Annotated in this window: 17 protein-coding genes; 10 read left to right on the plus strand and 7 right to left on the minus strand. The window is 74.0% G+C overall.

The genetic code is table 11. The features are described 5' to 3' along the window. Positions 1–105: 105 nt before the first annotated feature. Positions 106–813, plus strand: coding sequence for a PAQR family membrane homeostasis protein TrhA (trhA, locus tag ACPYN7_RS01690; RefSeq protein ID WP_058874395.1), 708 nt, complete (start codon positions 106–108; stop codon positions 811–813). On the opposite strand, the gene ACPYN7_RS01695 is transcribed toward trhA, so the two are convergent. Genes ACPYN7_RS01695 through mca form a run of 3 tightly spaced genes read right to left on the minus strand, consistent with a single transcriptional unit; the run spans position 806 to position 4,242 of the window. After that, complete coding sequence (locus ACPYN7_RS01695; protein WP_082697088.1) at positions 806–2,920, minus strand: thioredoxin domain-containing protein; 2,115 nt, start codon at positions 2,918–2,920, stop codon at positions 806–808. The two genes, trhA and ACPYN7_RS01695, sit on opposite strands and share 8 nt — an antisense overlap. A gap of 54 nt (positions 2,921–2,974) precedes the next feature. Continuing rightward, positions 2,975–3,355 carry a hypothetical protein gene (locus ACPYN7_RS01700; protein WP_058874393.1) on the minus strand — a complete coding sequence of 127 codons (381 nt, stop codon included), beginning with the start codon at positions 3,353–3,355 and terminating at the stop codon, positions 2,975–2,977. An 8-nt stretch (positions 3,356–3,363) separates the two neighbouring features. Next, positions 3,364–4,242: a mycothiol conjugate amidase Mca gene (gene mca, locus ACPYN7_RS01705; protein WP_424346595.1), complete on the minus strand. Its 879-nt coding sequence runs from the start codon at positions 4,240–4,242 to the stop codon at positions 3,364–3,366. A gap of 205 nt (positions 4,243–4,447) precedes the next feature. Here mca and ACPYN7_RS01710 point away from each other — a divergent pair, with 205 nt between their 5' ends. The 3 genes from ACPYN7_RS01710 (at position 4,448) to ACPYN7_RS01720 (ending at position 5,852) form a co-directional block, all read left to right on the plus strand. Further along, positions 4,448–4,873, plus strand: coding sequence for a DUF4307 domain-containing protein (locus tag ACPYN7_RS01710; protein ID WP_058874392.1), 426 nt, complete (start codon positions 4,448–4,450; stop codon positions 4,871–4,873). A gap of 258 nt (positions 4,874–5,131) precedes the next feature. Beyond that, the gene (greA, locus tag ACPYN7_RS01715; protein WP_058874391.1) at positions 5,132–5,635 is read left to right on the plus strand and encodes a transcription elongation factor GreA; all 504 of its coding nucleotides are present in this window, start codon (positions 5,132–5,134) and stop codon (positions 5,633–5,635) included. A gap of 7 nt (positions 5,636–5,642) precedes the next feature. Beyond that, on the plus strand, positions 5,643–5,852 hold the full coding sequence (locus tag ACPYN7_RS01720; RefSeq protein WP_058874390.1) for a hypothetical protein: 210 nt from the start codon (positions 5,643–5,645) through the stop codon (positions 5,850–5,852). Between the two features lie 85 nt (positions 5,853–5,937). On the opposite strand, the gene ilvA is transcribed toward ACPYN7_RS01720, so the two are convergent. Further along, positions 5,938–7,185 carry a threonine ammonia-lyase gene (ilvA, locus tag ACPYN7_RS01725; protein WP_058874389.1) on the minus strand — a complete coding sequence of 416 codons (1,248 nt, stop codon included), beginning with the start codon at positions 7,183–7,185 and terminating at the stop codon, positions 5,938–5,940. 100 nt (positions 7,186–7,285) lie between these two features. Continuing rightward, positions 7,286–8,689: an AI-2E family transporter gene (locus ACPYN7_RS01730; RefSeq protein ID WP_424346511.1), complete on the minus strand. Its 1,404-nt coding sequence runs from the start codon at positions 8,687–8,689 to the stop codon at positions 7,286–7,288. 101 nt (positions 8,690–8,790) lie between these two features. Here ACPYN7_RS01730 and ACPYN7_RS01735 point away from each other — a divergent pair, with 101 nt between their 5' ends. Beyond that, complete coding sequence (locus tag ACPYN7_RS01735) at positions 8,791–9,393, plus strand: nitroreductase family protein (protein ID WP_058874387.1); 603 nt, start codon at positions 8,791–8,793, stop codon at positions 9,391–9,393. A 102-nt stretch (positions 9,394–9,495) separates the two neighbouring features. On the opposite strand, the gene ACPYN7_RS01740 is transcribed toward ACPYN7_RS01735, so the two are convergent. After that, the gene (locus ACPYN7_RS01740; protein WP_058874386.1) at positions 9,496–10,392 is read right to left on the minus strand and encodes a Bax inhibitor-1/YccA family protein; all 897 of its coding nucleotides are present in this window, start codon (positions 10,390–10,392) and stop codon (positions 9,496–9,498) included. A 203-nt stretch (positions 10,393–10,595) separates the two neighbouring features. Here ACPYN7_RS01740 and ACPYN7_RS01745 point away from each other — a divergent pair, with 203 nt between their 5' ends. From ACPYN7_RS01745 to ACPYN7_RS01760, 4 genes are all read left to right on the plus strand, one after another. Further along, positions 10,596–10,892 carry a hypothetical protein gene (locus ACPYN7_RS01745; RefSeq protein ID WP_424346512.1) on the plus strand — a complete coding sequence of 99 codons (297 nt, stop codon included), beginning with the start codon at positions 10,596–10,598 and terminating at the stop codon, positions 10,890–10,892. A 15-nt stretch (positions 10,893–10,907) separates the two neighbouring features. Next, positions 10,908–11,180, plus strand: coding sequence for a hypothetical protein (locus ACPYN7_RS01750; protein ID WP_058874384.1), 273 nt, complete (start codon positions 10,908–10,910; stop codon positions 11,178–11,180). A 139-nt stretch (positions 11,181–11,319) separates the two neighbouring features. Beyond that, complete coding sequence (locus ACPYN7_RS01755) at positions 11,320–13,743, plus strand: S8 family serine peptidase (protein WP_157571384.1); 2,424 nt, start codon at positions 11,320–11,322, stop codon at positions 13,741–13,743. Positions 13,744–13,918: 175 nt separating this feature from the next. Continuing rightward, entirely contained in the window at positions 13,919–14,752 is an 834-nt protein-coding gene (locus ACPYN7_RS01760; protein WP_082697086.1) for a hypothetical protein, read from the plus strand. Positions 14,753–14,851: 99 nt separating this feature from the next. On the opposite strand, the gene ACPYN7_RS01765 is transcribed toward ACPYN7_RS01760, so the two are convergent. Beyond that, a complete protein-coding gene (locus tag ACPYN7_RS01765; RefSeq protein WP_424346513.1) occupies positions 14,852–15,115 on the minus strand; it encodes a hypothetical protein in 264 nt (87 codons plus the stop codon). A gap of 213 nt (positions 15,116–15,328) precedes the next feature. Between ACPYN7_RS01765 and ACPYN7_RS01770 the strand changes: the two genes are divergently transcribed. Further along, positions 15,329–16,417 (plus strand): hypothetical protein, encoded by a 1,089-nt coding sequence (locus ACPYN7_RS01770; RefSeq protein ID WP_424346514.1) that lies wholly within the window; start codon positions 15,329–15,331, stop codon positions 16,415–16,417. Positions 16,418–16,438: the final 21 nt, after the last annotated feature.

Here is a 16,438-nt window from a genome sequence, read left to right on the forward strand (position 1 = left end):
CGGACGTGGCGGCCGTCACGGACCCGGCCGGCTCTCGGGGACGCCTCCTAAACTACCCGGTGGGAGACCGGTCGGACTCACGCACAGCACGCCGGAAGGATCATCATGGAGCACTCGCACGGCGCCGTCGGCCGGGCCGCCGGCCGCGTCGAGCAGGCGGTCGAGCACCGGATCGAGGACCTCGTGGAGCGCAAGCCCGCGTGGCGGGGCTGGATCCACGCGAGTTTCACGCCCGTCGTCGTCGTTCTGGGCCTCGTGGCGATCCTGCTGGCGCCCAGCACCGAGCTGCGGATCGCGTGCGCCGTGTACGGCGGAACGGGCATCCTGCTGTTCGGCGTGTCGGCGATCTACCACCGCGCCTACTGGCCCCGGCGGCTGCACATGGTCCTGCGCCGGATGGACCACTCGAACATCGCGCTGCTGATCGCCGGCACCTACACGCCGCTGGCCGTCGCGCTGCTGGCCCCGGCGCAGTCCCGGCTGCTGCTCGTCGTGATCTGGTCCTGCGCCGCCGGCCTGGTGGCCTTCCGGCTGCTGTGGACCCTCGCGCCCCGCTGGCTGTACACCCCGCTGTACGTGGTGATGGGCTGCCTGGCCCTCTTCTACCTCCCGCAGTTCTGGCAGGCCAGCCCACCGGCCGCCGCGCTCACCGCCGCCGGCGGGGTGGCCTACATCACCGGAGCCGTGGTGTACGGCACCCGGCGCCCGCGGCTGCTGCCCGAGGTGTTCAGCTTCCACGAGGTCTTCCACGCCTTCACGGTGCTGGGCTTCGCGCTGCACTACGTGGCGATCATGCTCGCGATGCTCAGCTGAGCGGGTCCGCCCCGGCCAGCTGCTCCTGGAGCTCCGCGACCGAGTGCACGGGGGCGCGGCAGGCGAAGTCCCGGCACATGTACACCGTGAACCGCCCGCCGAGCGCGGCCTTCCCGCGGGCCGAGCCCGGCGCCCCCGGGGCGTCGGCGTCCACCACCCGCGTGCTCAGCACCGCGGCGGGGCCCACGGCCCGCCGGGCCGCGAGCTTGTCCTCGGCGGTCCCGCCGGCGAGCACCACGTGCGCCGGGGCGGACCCGAGCTCCGCCCGCACGGCCAGGGCCCGGCCGGCGCTGCGGGGCGAGCGGCGGGCCAGCAGCTCCAGGGGCCCCAGCAGGGAGGGGACCGCCCCCAGCCGGTGCTCGTCCTCCTCCAGGGCCCACAGCTCCACGTGCACCGCGGCGAGCACGGCCGTCCCGGCCGGGGTGACGTCGTCGAGGGGCTCCGCCCGCCCGGAGCTGCCCGCCGCGAGCAGCGGCGCCGGGACGTCCGCCAGGTCGGACCAGACCCGCTCCGGCCCGCCGTCCGGGCCCGGGTGCGAGAACCGCTCCGCGGCGACGTCGGCGAGCTCCCGGGCCCGCTCGTACCAGGGCGCCGCCCCGGTGGCCCGGTACAGCGCGAGGAAGCCCTCGGCGACCATCGCGTAGTCCTCGAGCAGGCCCTCGATCGAGCGCTCCGCCGAGCCCGCGTGGCTGGTGCGCGCCAGGCTCCGGCGGGACGGGTCCCAGTGCACCGCCCACAGGTGCGCTGCGGCCTCCTCGGCGGCGAGCACGAGCGCCGGGTCCTCCAGCAGCACCCCGGCCTCCGCCAGCGCGGTGACCGTCATCCCGTTCCAGCCGACCACGACCTTGTCGTCCCGGGCCGGGGCGGGGCGCCGGGAGCGGGCGGCGGCGAGCTCGGGGCGGGCGTCGTCCCACAGCGCCAGGTCGGTCCCGTCCAGGACCCGCCCGGGGTGCAGGGGCTGCGGGGCCCCGGCCGCCACGCCCATGAGGTCGGCCACGGCCGTGCCGCGGTCGGCGCCCAGGACCTCGCGCAGCTCCGACCGGCTCCACACGTAGAACGCGCCCTCGCCGCTGTGCACGTCCCCGTCCGCGGAGACCGTGTCCGCGTCCAGGGAGGACGCGAACGCCCCGCCGGGCAGGCGCAGCTCCGCCAGCAGGAACCCGGCGGTGTCCGCGGCGGCCCGCGCGTGGCCGGCGCCGGGGTCCGCGACCGCAGCCCGCGCGCAGGCCCGCAGCAGCTGGGCGTTGTCGTAGAGCATCTTCTCGTAGTGCGGCAGGGACCACTCCCGGGTCACGGAGTACCGGTGGAAGCCTCCGCCCACGTGGTCGAACAGCGCGGAGCCGCACATCGCGCCGAGGGTGCGCCCGAGCAGGCCCCGCGCCCGGTCCGCGGTCCGCGGGGCCCCGCCGGCGGCGAGCCGCTCCAGCAGGAGCAGCACCGTGGAGGGCGGGAACTTGGGGGCGCCGCCGAAGCCCCCGTGCGCGGGGTCCTCGTCCGCCAGGAGCACGTCCAGTGCCGCGGCGGCCAGGTCCGGCCCGTCCTCCTCCGCTTCCCCGGCCGCCGGCACGGTCACGGCGCCGCCGGCAAGGGCGGAGCGCAGGTCCTCGGCCTGCCCGGCGATGGCCCGGGCGACCGTGTCCGCGGCCTGCTCGAGCTCGTCCCGGCGGGTCGACCACGCGGCGGCCACGGCCTCGAGGACCTGCCGGAAGGACGGCATGCCGTGCGCGGGCCGCGGCGGGAAGTACGTGCCCGCGTGGAACGCCCGCCCGTCCGGGGTGAGGAACGCGCTCATGGGCCAGCCGCCCTGGCGGGTGATCAGCTGCGTGGCCACCATGTAGGTGGCGTCCACGTCCGGGCGCTCCTCGCGGTCCACCTTGACGGGCACGAAGTGCTCGTTGAGGTAGGCGCCGACCTCGGGGTCCTCGAAGGACTCGTGGGCCATCACGTGGCACCAGTGGCAGGCGGCGTAGCCCACGGAGAGGAACACCGGCACGTCGCGGCGGGCCGCCTCGGCGAACGCGGCGGCGTCGAACGGCTGCCAGTCCACGGGGTTGTCCGCGTGCTGGCGCAGATAGGCGGAGGACTGTCCGGTCAATCGGTTGGCCACGGGAGCTCCTCGGATCTCGGGTCCTGCACACGGGCCCGCGGGCGGGCCCCGGTCTCAGCCGCGCCGGTCGGGGCCCTCCGGCTCCTCGGCCGGCGCCACCGGGTCTCCCCCGGCGCCCCGGGCCCCGGCGCTCCCGGCGCCGTCGTCCCGGGCGTCCCCGGCAGTCCGGGTGTCGTCCGCCCCGGCGTAGCCGCCCACCCGCTCCTCGGCGGCCCGGCGCTCGGCGTACTCCGCACGGTAGCGCAGGCGGCGGTTGCGGCGGTTGAAGTCCCGCACCAGGAAGATGACGGCCACGGCCAGGAGCAGCGTCATGAGGAAGCCCAGCACGCCGGGGGTCACCTGGCTCGGGTCCAGGCCGGGGCGCAGGGTGCCCTCGTCGATCGGGTTGGGCGCCATCGCGGGCAGCAGGGCGAGCGCGTTCAGCACGGTGCTCATCGCGGCGCTCAGCCCACGATCCCGGCGAACAGGTCGTGCTCCGGCAGCTCGGTGGGCACCCGGGACTCGGCGAGCACGTAGTCCTCCCACGGCCAGACCTCGGACTGCAGCTCGGCGGAGACGGCGAAGAACATCCCGTCCGGCGCCACCTGGGTGCGGTGGCTGCGCAGCGCCTCGTCCCGCAGCGGGAACGTGTCCGGGCACCGCACCTTGGTGGTGGTCTCGTGCCGGGGGGCCGGCGGGCGGTGGCCCTCGGGGTCGCTCTCCTGCAGCATCGCGATCCGGGCCGCGTACGGGGACTGCAGGCCGCGCTCCTCGAGGGCCTCGTGCAGGGCCACGAAGCGCTCCAGGTTGAACGCCCGGTCGTAGTAGAGCTTCTGCGGGGTCCACGGCTCGCCGAGACCCGGGTACCGCTCCGGGTCCCCGGCCGCGCGGAACGCCTCGACGGAGACGTTGTGCGTCTGGATGTGGTCCGGGTGCGGGTAGCCGCCGTTCTCGTCGTAGGTGAGGATCACGTGCGGCCGGAACCGGCGCACGAGCCGGACCAGGGGCGCGGCGGCGCGCTCGAGCGGCTGCAGCGCGAAGCAGCCCGGCGGCAGCGGCGGCAGCGGGTCCCCCTCGGGCAGGCCGGAGTCCATGAAGCCGAGCCAGCGGTGGCGGACGTCCAGCGCGGCGGCCGCGTGCGCCATCTCGTGCCGGCGCAGGCCGGTCAGGTCCCGCTCGGCGTGCGGGTGGCCCTCCATCTCGGCGTTGAGGATCGACCCCCGCTCCCCACCGGTGCACGTGGCCACCATGACCTCGACCCCCTGCCGGACGTAGTGGGCCATGGTCGCGGCGCCCTTGCTCGACTCGTCGTCGGGGTGGGCGTGGACGGCCAGCAGGCGCATCTCTGACAGGGAGGTCACTCGGGGAATCCTCTCGGGAACGGTCGGGGGAACGGGGTGCGGCCGGTGCGGGCACGGGCCGCCGCCCATTTTACGCGTTCGCCGGGCGGGCCCGCGCCCGGGATGCTCCCAGGCGTCTCGGCTACAGTGGCCGGGCGGCGGCCGGCTCCGGCCGCCGCCGCTTCCGCCCCCGAGACCCGAGGCCGCCGTGTCCACCGACTCCTCAGACCTGCTCTCCGACCGCTACGGAGCCCCCCGCCGCGAGCGCCGCATCGGGCCGCGCGGCTGGATCGGGCTCGCGGCGGCGGCCACCGTGCTGACGGCCGTGTTCGTCGTCTGGGTGGTGACGGCCCGGCAGGGCGCCCCCACGTTCAAGGACATCGGCTTCGAGGTGGTCTCGGAGGCCCGGGCCACGGCCGACTTCGAGCTCACCAAGCGCCCCGAGGACGTGGTGACGTGCGCGGTGCAGGCGCTCAACCAGGAGTACGCCGTGGTGGGCTGGGCCGAGGTGACCGTCGGGGCCGTGCCCGCGGAGCGGCTGAGCGAGGGCGGGACGAGCTCCCACCGGGCGGCGGTGCGCACCACGAACCTGGCGACCACCGCGGTCGTGGACTCCTGCTGGGTCGAGGAGTGAGCCGCGCGGCGCCCGTGTGTCGCCGCCGACACCGTTCTTTGGGCTTGTCCGCCCGCCCCGCCTAGACTGGGGACCAGGACTCCCCGTCCCCGGCAGCCGGACACCGTCCGAACGGACGACCTGCACCGGGGCGGGGTCTTTGCGTAGCGGGCCCCTGCACCACCGGCGGCCCGCACCGCCGTCCCGGTCCGCCGCGGACCCGCCCGGACCCCCGGGCGGGCAGCCGCGGCCCGACCGACCGTCCACCGAGGAGAGAATGTGACCACCACGAACAAGACCGGCGCCTGGCTCACCCAGGAGGCCTACGACCGCCTGAAGAAGGAGCTCGACCACATCTCCGGCCCGTACCGGCAGGAGATCGTGGAGCGCATCGACCAGGCCCGCTCGGAGGGCGACCTCAAGGAGAACGGCGGCTACCACGCCGCCCGCGAGGAGCAGAGCAAGAACGAGGGGCGCATCGTCCACCTCAAGAACCTGCTCGAGAACGCCCAGGTCGGCGAGGCCCCGGCGGACGACGGCGTGGTCGAGGCCGGCATGGTCGTCACCGCCGAGATCGCCGGCGAGGCGATGACCTTCCTCATCGGCTCCCGCGAGGTGGCCGAGGACCTGGCCGCCGGCAGCGACCTCGAGGTCTTCTCCGAGAAGTCCCCCATGGGCTCCGCGATCTCCGGCCACCGGGTCGGCGACGAGCTGTCCTACACCGCGCCCAACGGCAAGGACATCCCGGTCAAGATCCTGGACGCCAAGCCGTTCAAGGGCTGAGGCCGCGGTGACGACCCACTGGCTGCGCAGTCCCGGCCCCGGCACCAAGGTCCTGCTGGTCCTGACGGTGGTGCTCGGGGCCGTGGCCGTCGTGCTGCACTTCGCCGGCCAGGGCGACCCGGCCGCGAGCGAGCCCGGCAGCCTGCGCAACGTCGTCGTCTTCGCGACGTTCGTCAGCGCGTTCGCCACCTACCTCACCGGCCGGCGCCGCTCCTGACACCGCGCCCGCCCACAGCGGCGCCGGTCCCCGCGGGGACCGGCGCCGTCGTCGTCCGTGGCCCGGGACCGGACCCCGCGCACGGTCAGTGCACGACGACGGGGTGGTAGCCCTCCGCCTCGAGCGCCCGGAGGACCTGGCGGCAGTGCTCGTGGCCCTTGGTCTCCATGTCGATGGTGATGGACACGTCCCCCAGGCTGAGCGAGCCGCCGATCCGGGTGTGGTCCACGCCGGTGACGTTGGCGTCCTGGACCGCGATGAGCTGGGAGATGCGCGCGAGCTCGCCCGGGCGGTCGGTGAGCATCATCTTGATGGTCATGTACCGGCCGGCCGCCGAGAGGCCCCGCTGGATGACCTTGAGCATGAGCATGGGGTCCACGTTGCCGCCCGAGAGCACCACCACCGTGTTCCCGAGGTCCGGGTACGCGCTCTGCAGGCGGCCGTCCAGCAGGGCCGCGACGCCGACGGCGCCGGCCGGCTCCACCACGAGCTTGTTGCGCTCGAGCAGGAAGATCAGCGCCCGGGCGAGGGAGTCCTCGGAGACCGTCACGACGTCGTCGGTGAGCTCCTTGATGATGCTGAACGGCAGCTGCCCCGGCTTGCCCACGGCGATGCCGTCCGCGATGGTCGAGACCCGGTCCAGGGTCACGAGCGCGTCCCCCGCGAGGGAGGGCGGATAGGCGGCCGCGTTCTCGGCCTGCACGCCGATCAGCCGGATGGGCCGGCCCAGCTGCTCGGCCCGGGCCTTGACCGCCACCGCCACGCCGGCGAGCAGCCCCCCGCCGCCCACCCCGGTGATGACGGTGTCGACCTCGGGCACCTGCTCGAGCACCTCGAGGCCGAGCGTGCCCTGTCCGGCCACGATGTCCGCGTGGTCGAAGGGGTGGACGAACACCGCTCCGGTGGCGGTGGCGTGGCGCTGGGCCTCGGCGAGCGCCTCGTCCACGGTGGTGCCGTGCAGGATCACCTCGGCCCCGTGGTCCTGGGTCGCGGCGATCTTGGGCAGGGCCGCGCCCAGGGGCATGTAGATGCGCGCGGTGATGCCGAGCTTGGCCGCGGCGAGGGCCACTCCCTGGGCGTGGTTGCCGGCGGAGGCCGCCACGACGCCCCGGGCCTTCTCCTCGTCGGTGAGCTTGGCCATCCGCACGTAGGCGCCGCGGACCTTGAAGGAGCCGGCGCGCTGGAGGTTCTCGGCCTTGAGGTTGACCTCGGAGCCGATCAGCCGGGACAGCGCCCGGGAGTGGGCCACCGGGGTCCGGTCGATCACGCCCTCGAGGAGCGCGGCGGCGTCCTGGATGTCGGCGAGGCGGACGGGCAGTTCGGCCAGGCTCACGGTGCGTCTTCTTTCCCGGTCGGGGCGTGGGGCGGGACCGCGGCGGGCCGCTGGGCCCGCCCACGGTGAGCGCCCGCCGGCGGCGGGCGCGGTCCTCATCCTAGTCGCTGCCCGGTGGCCGCTCGGGCGCGGCCGGAGGCCCCCCACCGGCACCGTTGCGGCCGGCCCCGCGGCCGGGGCGCCGGCCGGCTCCCGCCGCGGCCCGGGCGCGGTCGTCCCGGCGGCCGCGCTTGAGGGCGGCCTGCAGCCGTTCCTTGGCGCGGGTCCGGCGGAAGCGCTGGAGCTGGGCCATGACCTGGTCGCGGGTGAGGTCGTTGCGGCGCGCGTGCTTCTTGATCTCCCACGGGAAGTAGTACGGCTCCCACGGGATCTCGTCGTCCGCGCGCCACGCGCCGTTCACGAGGTAGCGCACCACCGTGTTGAGGAAGGCCATCAGCGGCACGGCGAAGAGCGCCCCGGTGATGCCGAAGAGGATGGTGCCGGACGCCACGGCCAGGAACACCGCGAGGGGGTGCAGGGAGACAGCCCGCCCCATCACGAGCGGCTGCAGGACGTTGGACTCGATCTGCTGCACCAGGAGCACCACGGCGAGCATGGCCAGGGCGGTGCCGAAGCCGTCGGCCACGAGGGCGACGAGCACCGCCACGATCCCCGTGACCACGGCGCCCACGATCGGGATGAAGGAGCCCAGGAACACCAGGATGCCGATGGGCAGCGCGAGCGGGACGCCGAGCAGGGCCGCGCCGAGCCCGATGCCCACCGCGTCCACGAAGGCCACGAAGCCCTGGACCCGCGCGTACTGCACGAGCGAGGTCCAGCCCCGGCGGCCGGCGCCGTTGACGGCCCGCCGTGCGCTGACCGGGAACAGCCGGACCAGGAAGAGCCAGATCCGCTCCCCGTCCATCAGGAAGAACAGCAGGGTGAAGAGCATGATGATGATGCCGGTCAGCACGTTGCCCGCCGTCGAGCCGAAGGACATGGCCCCCGAGAGGATGGCCTCGCTGTTGTCCTGGATCGTGGTGCCGAGATCGTCGATCCAGTCGTTCACGCTGTCCGCGCTGAGGTTCAGGGGCCCGTCCTCGAGCCAGCCCAGGAGCTGCTGCGTGCCGACCACCACGTTCTCGGACAGCTGCGCGAAGCCGAGCACGATCTGCCGGCCGGCGAGCACCAGCAGGCCCGTCACGAGCCCGATGAGCAGGAGCACCGCGAGGCCCGAGGCCAGGCCCGCCGGCACGTGCCGCCCCCGCAGCCACTTCACCAGCGGGAACAGGAGCCCGGCGAGCAGGCCCGCGATGAGCACGGGGATGATGACCACCGTGATCGTGGAGAGCATGTAGCCGAGCAGCCCCACGGCCGCGAGGATGATGATGAGCCGCCACGACCACGCCGCGGCGACCCGCACGGAGACCGCGACCCCTCCCGCGGCGTTGCCGTGCAACGGGGGGAGCTCGTTGCTCGGCCCGGGCAGCGGAGGCCGCTCGGCGTCGTGCGAAGTCGAAGGCATGAAGACATCTTGGCACGCCCGTGCGACCGGCCGGCGACGCCCGGCCGGGGCCCGGGACGCCGCTCCCGCCCGCGGCGCGCGCACGGTGGAAGACTGGCGGCATGTCACGCACGTTCCTCCGCGTCCTCGCCCAGCGCCGGCCGGCGCCCGCCCTGACCCCGGACGCCCCTCCCCGGGAGGAGCTGGAGGCCGTGCTCCGCGCCGCCGCAGGCACTGCGGCCGCCGAGCCGGGACTGAGCTGGCGGGTGGCCGTGACCACCCGCCGCTCCGCCCCGGAGCTCGCGGCGGCACTGGCGGGGATGACCCGGGTGCCCAACATGTCGGCGCCGTTCCCGCGGCTCAAGAGCAAGCAGCTGCGCCGGCTCGCGGCGTTCCGGGGCGCCCTGAAGTGGGCGAGCACGGGCGGGATGGGCTGCGCCCTCGTCTTCAGTCCCGACGACGCCCTGGGCCTCTCCCGCAAGGAGCAGCTCAACGCGGCGCACGGGGCCCGCCCGCTGCTCGAGGCCGCGTTCTGGGCGGCCGGCTGGGGCACCGTGTGGGCCGAGCGCGACGGCGCGCGCGAGGACGCGGTCCGCGCCTTCTACGGGCTGGCCGCGGAGGAAAAGCTCCTCGGCTGGCTGTTCGTGGGCCGCCCGCCCCGGGGCGTGGCGGCCGAGCACGCGGCCACCCGGCCCACCCCCGGGCCCCGGATCTCCTACCACTGACGCCCGTCCTGCGCCCGCGCGCCGGGGCACGACGACGGCCCGGCACCCGCGGTGGGCGGGTGCCGGGCCGTCGTGGGCCGCGCTGGGCCGGAGCGGGAGGACCTAGTTCGAGGTCATCTCCCGGATGATCGCCAGGATGCGCAGGATCTCGATGTAGAGCCACACGAGCGTGACCGTGAGGCCGAAGGCCGCGGACCAGGCCATCTTCTCCGGGACGCCGACCTCGACGCCGCGCTTGATGTTCTCGAAGTCGAGCACGAAGCTGTACGCGGCCAGCAGGATGGCGATCGCGCCGATGGCCAGGCCCAGCCAGGGGCCGAGGGGGCTGTCGGTGCGGATGTTGAAGCCGAACAGCAGGACCGCGCCCAGGTTGACGAGGGCGAACACGAAGTAGGCCATGAGCGCGACCATGAAGATCTTGGTCGCCCTCGCGGAGGCCCGCAGCTTGCCCGAGCGGAAGAGCACGAGCACGGAGCCGAACACCGCGAGGGTGCCGATCACGGCCTGGACGGCGATGCCCGGGTACATGGCCTCGAACATCTGCGAGATGCCGCCGAGGAACATGCCCTCGAACAGGCCGTAGGCCAGGATCAGGGCCGGCGAGGGCTGGCGCTTGAACGCGTTGACCAGGCCCAGGACGAGACCGATCAGGGCACCGGGGATGGTGAGGATCGGCATGATCCAGCCGGCGAGCGCGCCGACGACCACGGCGCCGAGCACCGTGGCGGTGCGCATGATGACGTCGTCGTAGGTCATCCGGCCGGTCTGGTTCGTCCCGGCGGCCGGGGCGTTGTACATCGAGTCGAGGCGCTCGGCCGAGTACGGGACACCCTGCTGCGGCCGGCCGTAGCCGCCCTGCTGGTAGCCCGTCTGCCCGTAGCCGGGCTGCTGCTGGTAGGGGGTTCCGTAGGAGTTCTGTCCGTACTGGTTCCCGGAGGGCTGGGCGCTGCCTGCGCCCGGCTTCGAGAAATCGCGGAGAAGCGGGTTACCGCCGGCCATTGAGGGGTCCTTCCGTGGCACTGATGTGCGAGATGTGCCTCCAGGGTAGCAACGGGAACCGCACGGAAGCAGAAGAACTGCTGTGCTTAAGCCGAGGGCGTGCATGCGGCCCGGGCCGCGGCCCCAGGAGAGCGGACAGACAGTTCTTTGCTGGTGCACACATGCTGGGAGGAACGACCGTCGTCCCGCTCCGGAGGCCCGTCATGCCCGAGTCCGCCGCCCACTGGGTGCCGCTGGCCGCGATCCCGGTCCTGCTCGCCGTGGGGTCCCTCGCCGTCCTGCACTGGAGCCGCTACCTCGGCGCCATCGGCCGGCTGCGCCGCGCGCAGGCCTCCCCGGGCACTTCCCCGGGCACTTCCCCGGGCGCCGCCCCCGCCCCGCACACCGCCGCGTGGCTCGAGCTCCGCAGCGCCGAGCACTACCGCCGGGCCTACCGCCTCACCTGGGCGGTGGCCGGGGTGCTCGCCGTGGGCCTGGGCGCCGCCGTGCTCGCGGACTGAACCGGGCGCTCACCGGTGGTCCAGCTGCCCGGAGCCGTCCTCCTCTACGGCTGCCTCCTCGTCGCCGGGTCCGGCGCCACGGCCCTGTGGAGCCTGGTCCAGGCCGCGCTCGACCTCGCGCCGGCCGCGCGCCGCCGCTCCCCCGCCGTCCGCGCCACGGCCCGCGCCGCCGCCCGGAGCCACCTGGGCCGCGCCACGTCCGCGGCCGCCGTGGCCCTGCTGACCGCCGGTGTCCCGTCGCTGCTGCAGCACCTCCGGTGGCTCGCCGTGCTGGTGGGAGTCGCCTGACCCGGTCCGCCCGGGCCGCCCCACCGACCCCGGAGCGTCACACTTCGTGATGAAGCCGTGATCTTGACTTAGATCTATTCGCATTGATTTGCATGTGAGAACCTGTTCCGGGATCCCCCCACCCCCCAGGAGTTCGCCCATGCAACGATCCATGCTCGCCCCCACCCTGTCCGCTCTCACCCTGGCCCTCGTGCTGGCTCCCCTCACGCCCGCGACGGCCTCCCCCGCCGAGAACGCCACGACCCTGCGCCCCCAGCAGCTCAGCGGCGAGGCCCCTCCGGAGATCACCGACCGGATGATCGTCAAGTACCGCACCCCCGTGAGCGAGGCCGAGTCGGAACGGGCCGTCGAGGACGCCGCCGCCGAGGCCGACGTCCCGGAGGCCGAGGAGACCACCGAGGTCCGCACCACCGGCGACGGCGCGGCCGTCGTCGAGCTGGCCGGCGAGGTCTCGACCGACCAGGCCGAGAAACTGGCCGACGAGCTCACCAAGGACCCGGCCGTGGCCTACGCCGAGCCCGACCGCCTCGTCTCCACCGCCCGGATCCCCGGCACGGACGAGGCGGAGCCGGAGGGCATGGGCTCCGTCGCCGCGACCGCCACCGACCCGGGCGTCCCGTCCCTGTGGGCCCTCACCAACCTGCGGGCCTTCGAGGCGTGGGACACCGCCACCGGCAAGGGCGTCACGGTCGGGGTCGTCGACACCGGCTTCGCCAACCACCCGGACCTGGACTCCCAGACCATCGGCGGCTACGACTTCGTCTCCACCGCCGCCCTCGGCAACGACGGCAACGGCCGGGACACCGACGCCCGCGACCCGGGCACCTACTCCACGGCCGGGCAGTGCTACAGCGGCTCCGCGGCCACCAACTCCATCTGGCACGGCACGCACGTGGCCGGGACCGTGGCCGCCAAGCGCGACAGCTACGGCACCGTCGGTGTCGCCCCCGACGCGACCCTGCTCAACGCCCGCGCCCTGGGCGCGTGCGGCTTCGGCTACGTCTCCGACATGGCCGACGCCGTGCGGTGGCTGGCCGGGGACCCCGTGGCCGGGGCCCCCGCCCCGCGCAAGCGCGCCGACGTGATCAACATGTCCCTGTCCATGGGCGGGGCGTGCTCGCCGACCCTCCAGAACGCCATCAACACGGCCTGGTTCCGGAACATCCCCGTGGCCGTGGCCGCGGGCAACAGCGGCCGCCCGGCGATCGAGTACGCCCCGGGCAACTGCTACAACGTGATCACGGTCGGCGCCATCGGCTCCGACCGGGTCCGGGCCAGCTACTCCAACCACGGCAGCGCCGTGGACATCTACGCCCCGGGCCACCACATCCTCTCCGCGGGCAACACCGGCAGGACCACGCCGGTGGCGCCCAACAGCCGCTTCGACTACGGCACCTCGATGGCCACCCCGCACGTGGCCGGCACCCTGGCCCTGCTCAAGCAGAAGAACCCGACGCTGGACTCCGACCAGTACAAGCAGCTGATCCTGGACTCCGGGGACGTCTGGTCCACCCTGCCCGGGGGCAAGACGCTGAACACCCACGACGCCCTCTGGATCACGAAGCCCGCCGAGACCGCGGCACCGGCCGCGCCGACGCCGACCTACACCACCAAGGGTGCGATCGGCTCGCTGTACCAGCGGATCAAGAGCGAGACGGGGGCGCCGACCTCGCACGAGCAGCCCATCGCCGGCGGGGTCCGCCAGACCTTCAGCAAGGGCACGATCTACTGGACCTCGGCCACCGGCGCCCACTGGGTGCGCGGCGGGGTCGAGTCCGCGTACAAGCGCAACGGCACCGCCGCCGGCGTCCTGCGCTTCCCGCGCTCCGACGAGAGGTCCAACGGCATCGGCGGGGCCTACCAGCTGTTCCAGAACGGCCGGATCCTCTGGTCCTCCCGCAGCGGGTCCCACGCCCTGACCGGCGACATCGACCGGACCTACGCCGCGGCGGGCAGCGAGAAGGGCGCTCTCGGGTACCCCACCGCGGACCGCCGGGGCAACGGCATCGGCGGGTACTACCAGACCTTCCAGAACGGGCGGATCCTGTGGAGCTCCGCCCACGGGGCGCACGCGGTCACCGGCGCCACCAGCGCCGCCTACTTCCGGGCCGGCAGCGAGCAGGGCTCGCTGGGCTATCCCACGGCCGCGGCCGTCTCCGACGGCCGGGGAGGCACCTCCCAGTCCTTCCAGCGGGGCAGGATCGTCTGGAGCGCCACCGCCGGGGCGCACCCCCTCAAGGGTTCGATCGGCGGCCGGCACGACCGCTCCGGCGGCACCGCCGGCCCCCTGGGCCACCCGACGTCCGACGAGGCGCCCACCGGCACGGGCGGGGTCTACCAGGTGTTCCAGAACGGCCGGATCTACTGGAGCCCCAGCACCTACGCACAGGAGATCAAGGGCTCGATCGGCCGGTCCTACCTCGCGCTCGGCGGCACGAAGAGCCGCCTGGGCTTCCCCCGGACGGGGGAGATCACCCGCGCCGACCGGTCCGTGGTGCAGTACTTCCAGGGCGGCTCCATCACCTGGAGCCCCGGCGGAAAGATCCGGATCGACTACCGCTGATCCGGCACCGTTCCCGCAGCGGCCCCGCTCCGTCCTCGGAGCGGGGCCGCTGCGCGTCCGGGTGCGGGGTGACCGTGGGGAGGTGTCTTCTTCCGCAGTCGTTCCGGACGCCGACGGCGGACCGGGCCGACCCCGCGCGCCACGGGACCGCCGCGGAGGGCAGTAGAGTCGCCCCATGGGTGATGTGCCGTACGAGCTGATGGATGCCACGCAAGCCGCCGACGCGCTCGACGCCTACCTCGCCGAACGCGACCCGGCGCTCCAGCACCTGCGCGCAGCGCTGGCCGGACACGGCATGGACCCGTCCGAGATGCTCGACGGCTCCGTCTACTCCGTCTCCCCGCTGTGGGCCTGGATCTCCGCCCGGGCCGTCGAGCTCGGCACGGCCGCCCACTCCCTGACCGAGGATCCGACCCGGCCCGACTGGCCGTCCTGGGCCCGGCACGGCCGGCTCGTGGACCCGCACCCACCGGCCGCCACGATCGCCCTCGTCGACGGCTTCGTCTCCTACCTCGGCCAGGTCCTCGCCACCGCCGTGCCGCAGGCGACCTGGCAGGTCGGCGAGCACATCATGGCCGACCACCCGCTGCTGAACTATCCGGTGCTCGGCACCGACCACCACCACCTCTTCCTGCCCGGCCTGCCGCTCTACAGCGCCTATCAGTCCGCCCACGGACGGCCGGCCATGAGCGGGACCGAGATGCTGGCCCACACCCGCCGCACCATCGACGCCCTCCAGGGGGACGGCCCGGAGGCGGCGGCTCTGCAGGAGCCGCTGGTGACCGTGGTCGCCGAGCTGGACTGCTTCGACGTCGGGCTGCGCGAGGACATCCCCGCCCAGCACCCGGGCCTGGTGGAGCACCTGATCGCCGAGCTGTGCGACCGCGACGGCGTCACCTCCGTCCACCGCTACGGGCCCGCCGCCCTGGTCGTCGACGTCCCGGACTGGGACGAGCTGCGGGTGAAGATGTGGTGCACCCTGTGGCTGCAGCGCCACCTGCCCCGGTAGCCCCGCCCAGGGACCGGCACCGGGGCCGGTCCCGTCCTGTTCGCCGGGACACAGCCACCGGTCCCGTGCTCGCGGACGTGGACCGCCGCTCCGCCCGGCTCACGCCTCCGGGTCCGGTGCACGCCGACGGCGTGGCCGGGCGCCGGCCAGCACGACGATGCCCAGCGCCGCGGCGCCCCAGCCCAGGCAGAGGCCGGCCTGAGCCCGGGTGACGTAGTCGTAGGCGGCCACCATCCAGTCCAGGGCCGCCTCGAGGATCTCGTCGGCGACGAAGGTCCACAGGAACCACGCGGCGACCCACCACAGCCACGTCCGGGCCTTCTTCGGCGCCGTGGTATCTCCGGCCTCCGGTTCCGCGGGCATCGGCTCCCCCGTCCGCCTCGTCGTGGACCCCAGCGTAGCGACGGGGACCGCGTCGTGTCCGTCCGCACACATGGGTCTTCCGACCGTGGTGCCCGTGTCCCTCTCCGCCCGCCCCTTCCCGCCCCCTCGCATCCTGGCAGGCCGGCCACCGCGTCGTCGCTCCCCTCATGTGCACCTGCCACTCCCCGTCGGCCCGCCGGTAGCGTCGGCGCTATGGACCAGCCCGCCCAGCGCACCGACGAGGTGCCCGTACCGCGGGCCGGACAGGTGCTGGTGCGAACGCTGCCTGCCGCGCTCATGCTGACCCTCGGTATTCCAGGACTGGCCCTGTGGGGCCTGGATGAGCGGGGCAACGCACGATCCGACTGGTTCTTGTTCCTGCCCGGACTGCTCGTTCCAGCCGCGCTCCTTCTCCACCGACTCACGAAGGCGCCCCGGCCCGATCTGTCACCGACCACCGAGCTGGACACGTTGAAGTGGGACCTGGCGATCGCGGCTGAGAGCGGTGAACTTCCACCGCGATCTCCAGCCCAGGCAGCCGCGGCCCTGGCCTGCTGGCAGTTCGAGAAGTCCGTGCTGCTCGGCGCCGCTGCTGTTGGCGTGACCGTCACCTGGGCGACTCGTGCGGTGTGGCTGTGGTTGGTGCTCGCGGCCCTCTGCGCTGCGGCCACCGTGGTCGCGGGCCGCCAAGCCCGCCACGGCTGGGCCTACCTGCAAGCTGTGCACTCCACAGGCCGGCCGACGCCATCCGGTGGCATCAGTGCCATGCGACAAGCAACCCAAAAGACCACAGAAGTGCCCGTGCCGACCGCGGGTCAGGCCCTGGTGCGCGCACTCCCCGAGGCAGCGGTGATGATCATCGGGCTGCCACTGGTCGTCCGGTTCGTGCTGGACGAGAACGGCGAGACACGCACGCCCTGGTGGCCGGTGCCGCTGCTCGCACTGGTCGGTCTGGTCATGCTCGTCGACCGTTGGGCCCGGGCTCCTCGCCCTCGGTTCGACCAGCGGGTCGGCGAGGCGCAGTGGAAGTCGGCGTTCGCGGCGGCCGCGAACACCGGGTCGCTGCCCGAGCACCCCGAGGTGCGGGCTGCGGTCGGTGTCGTCGCCTGCCAGAACATCGAAGGAGTGGTGGTCGGCATCGCCATGGTTGTGTCTGTCGCCCTCAGCGCACTGGCCGCCCCTGGCTTCCCGTGGCTGGGTGCACTGGGCGCCCTCGTGGTCCTCACCGGGATCAACGCCTTACGCGTCCGCCGCTCCTGGGTCTACCTGCGCGCCCTGCACTCCGCCGGCCGCACCGGCTGACGATCCGTCGGGCTGAACTGG

It is taken from the genome of Kocuria sp. CH-021 (assembly GCF_049716185.1).
GTDB classification, from domain to species: domain Bacteria; phylum Actinomycetota; class Actinomycetes; order Actinomycetales; family Micrococcaceae; genus Kocuria; species Kocuria cellulosilytica.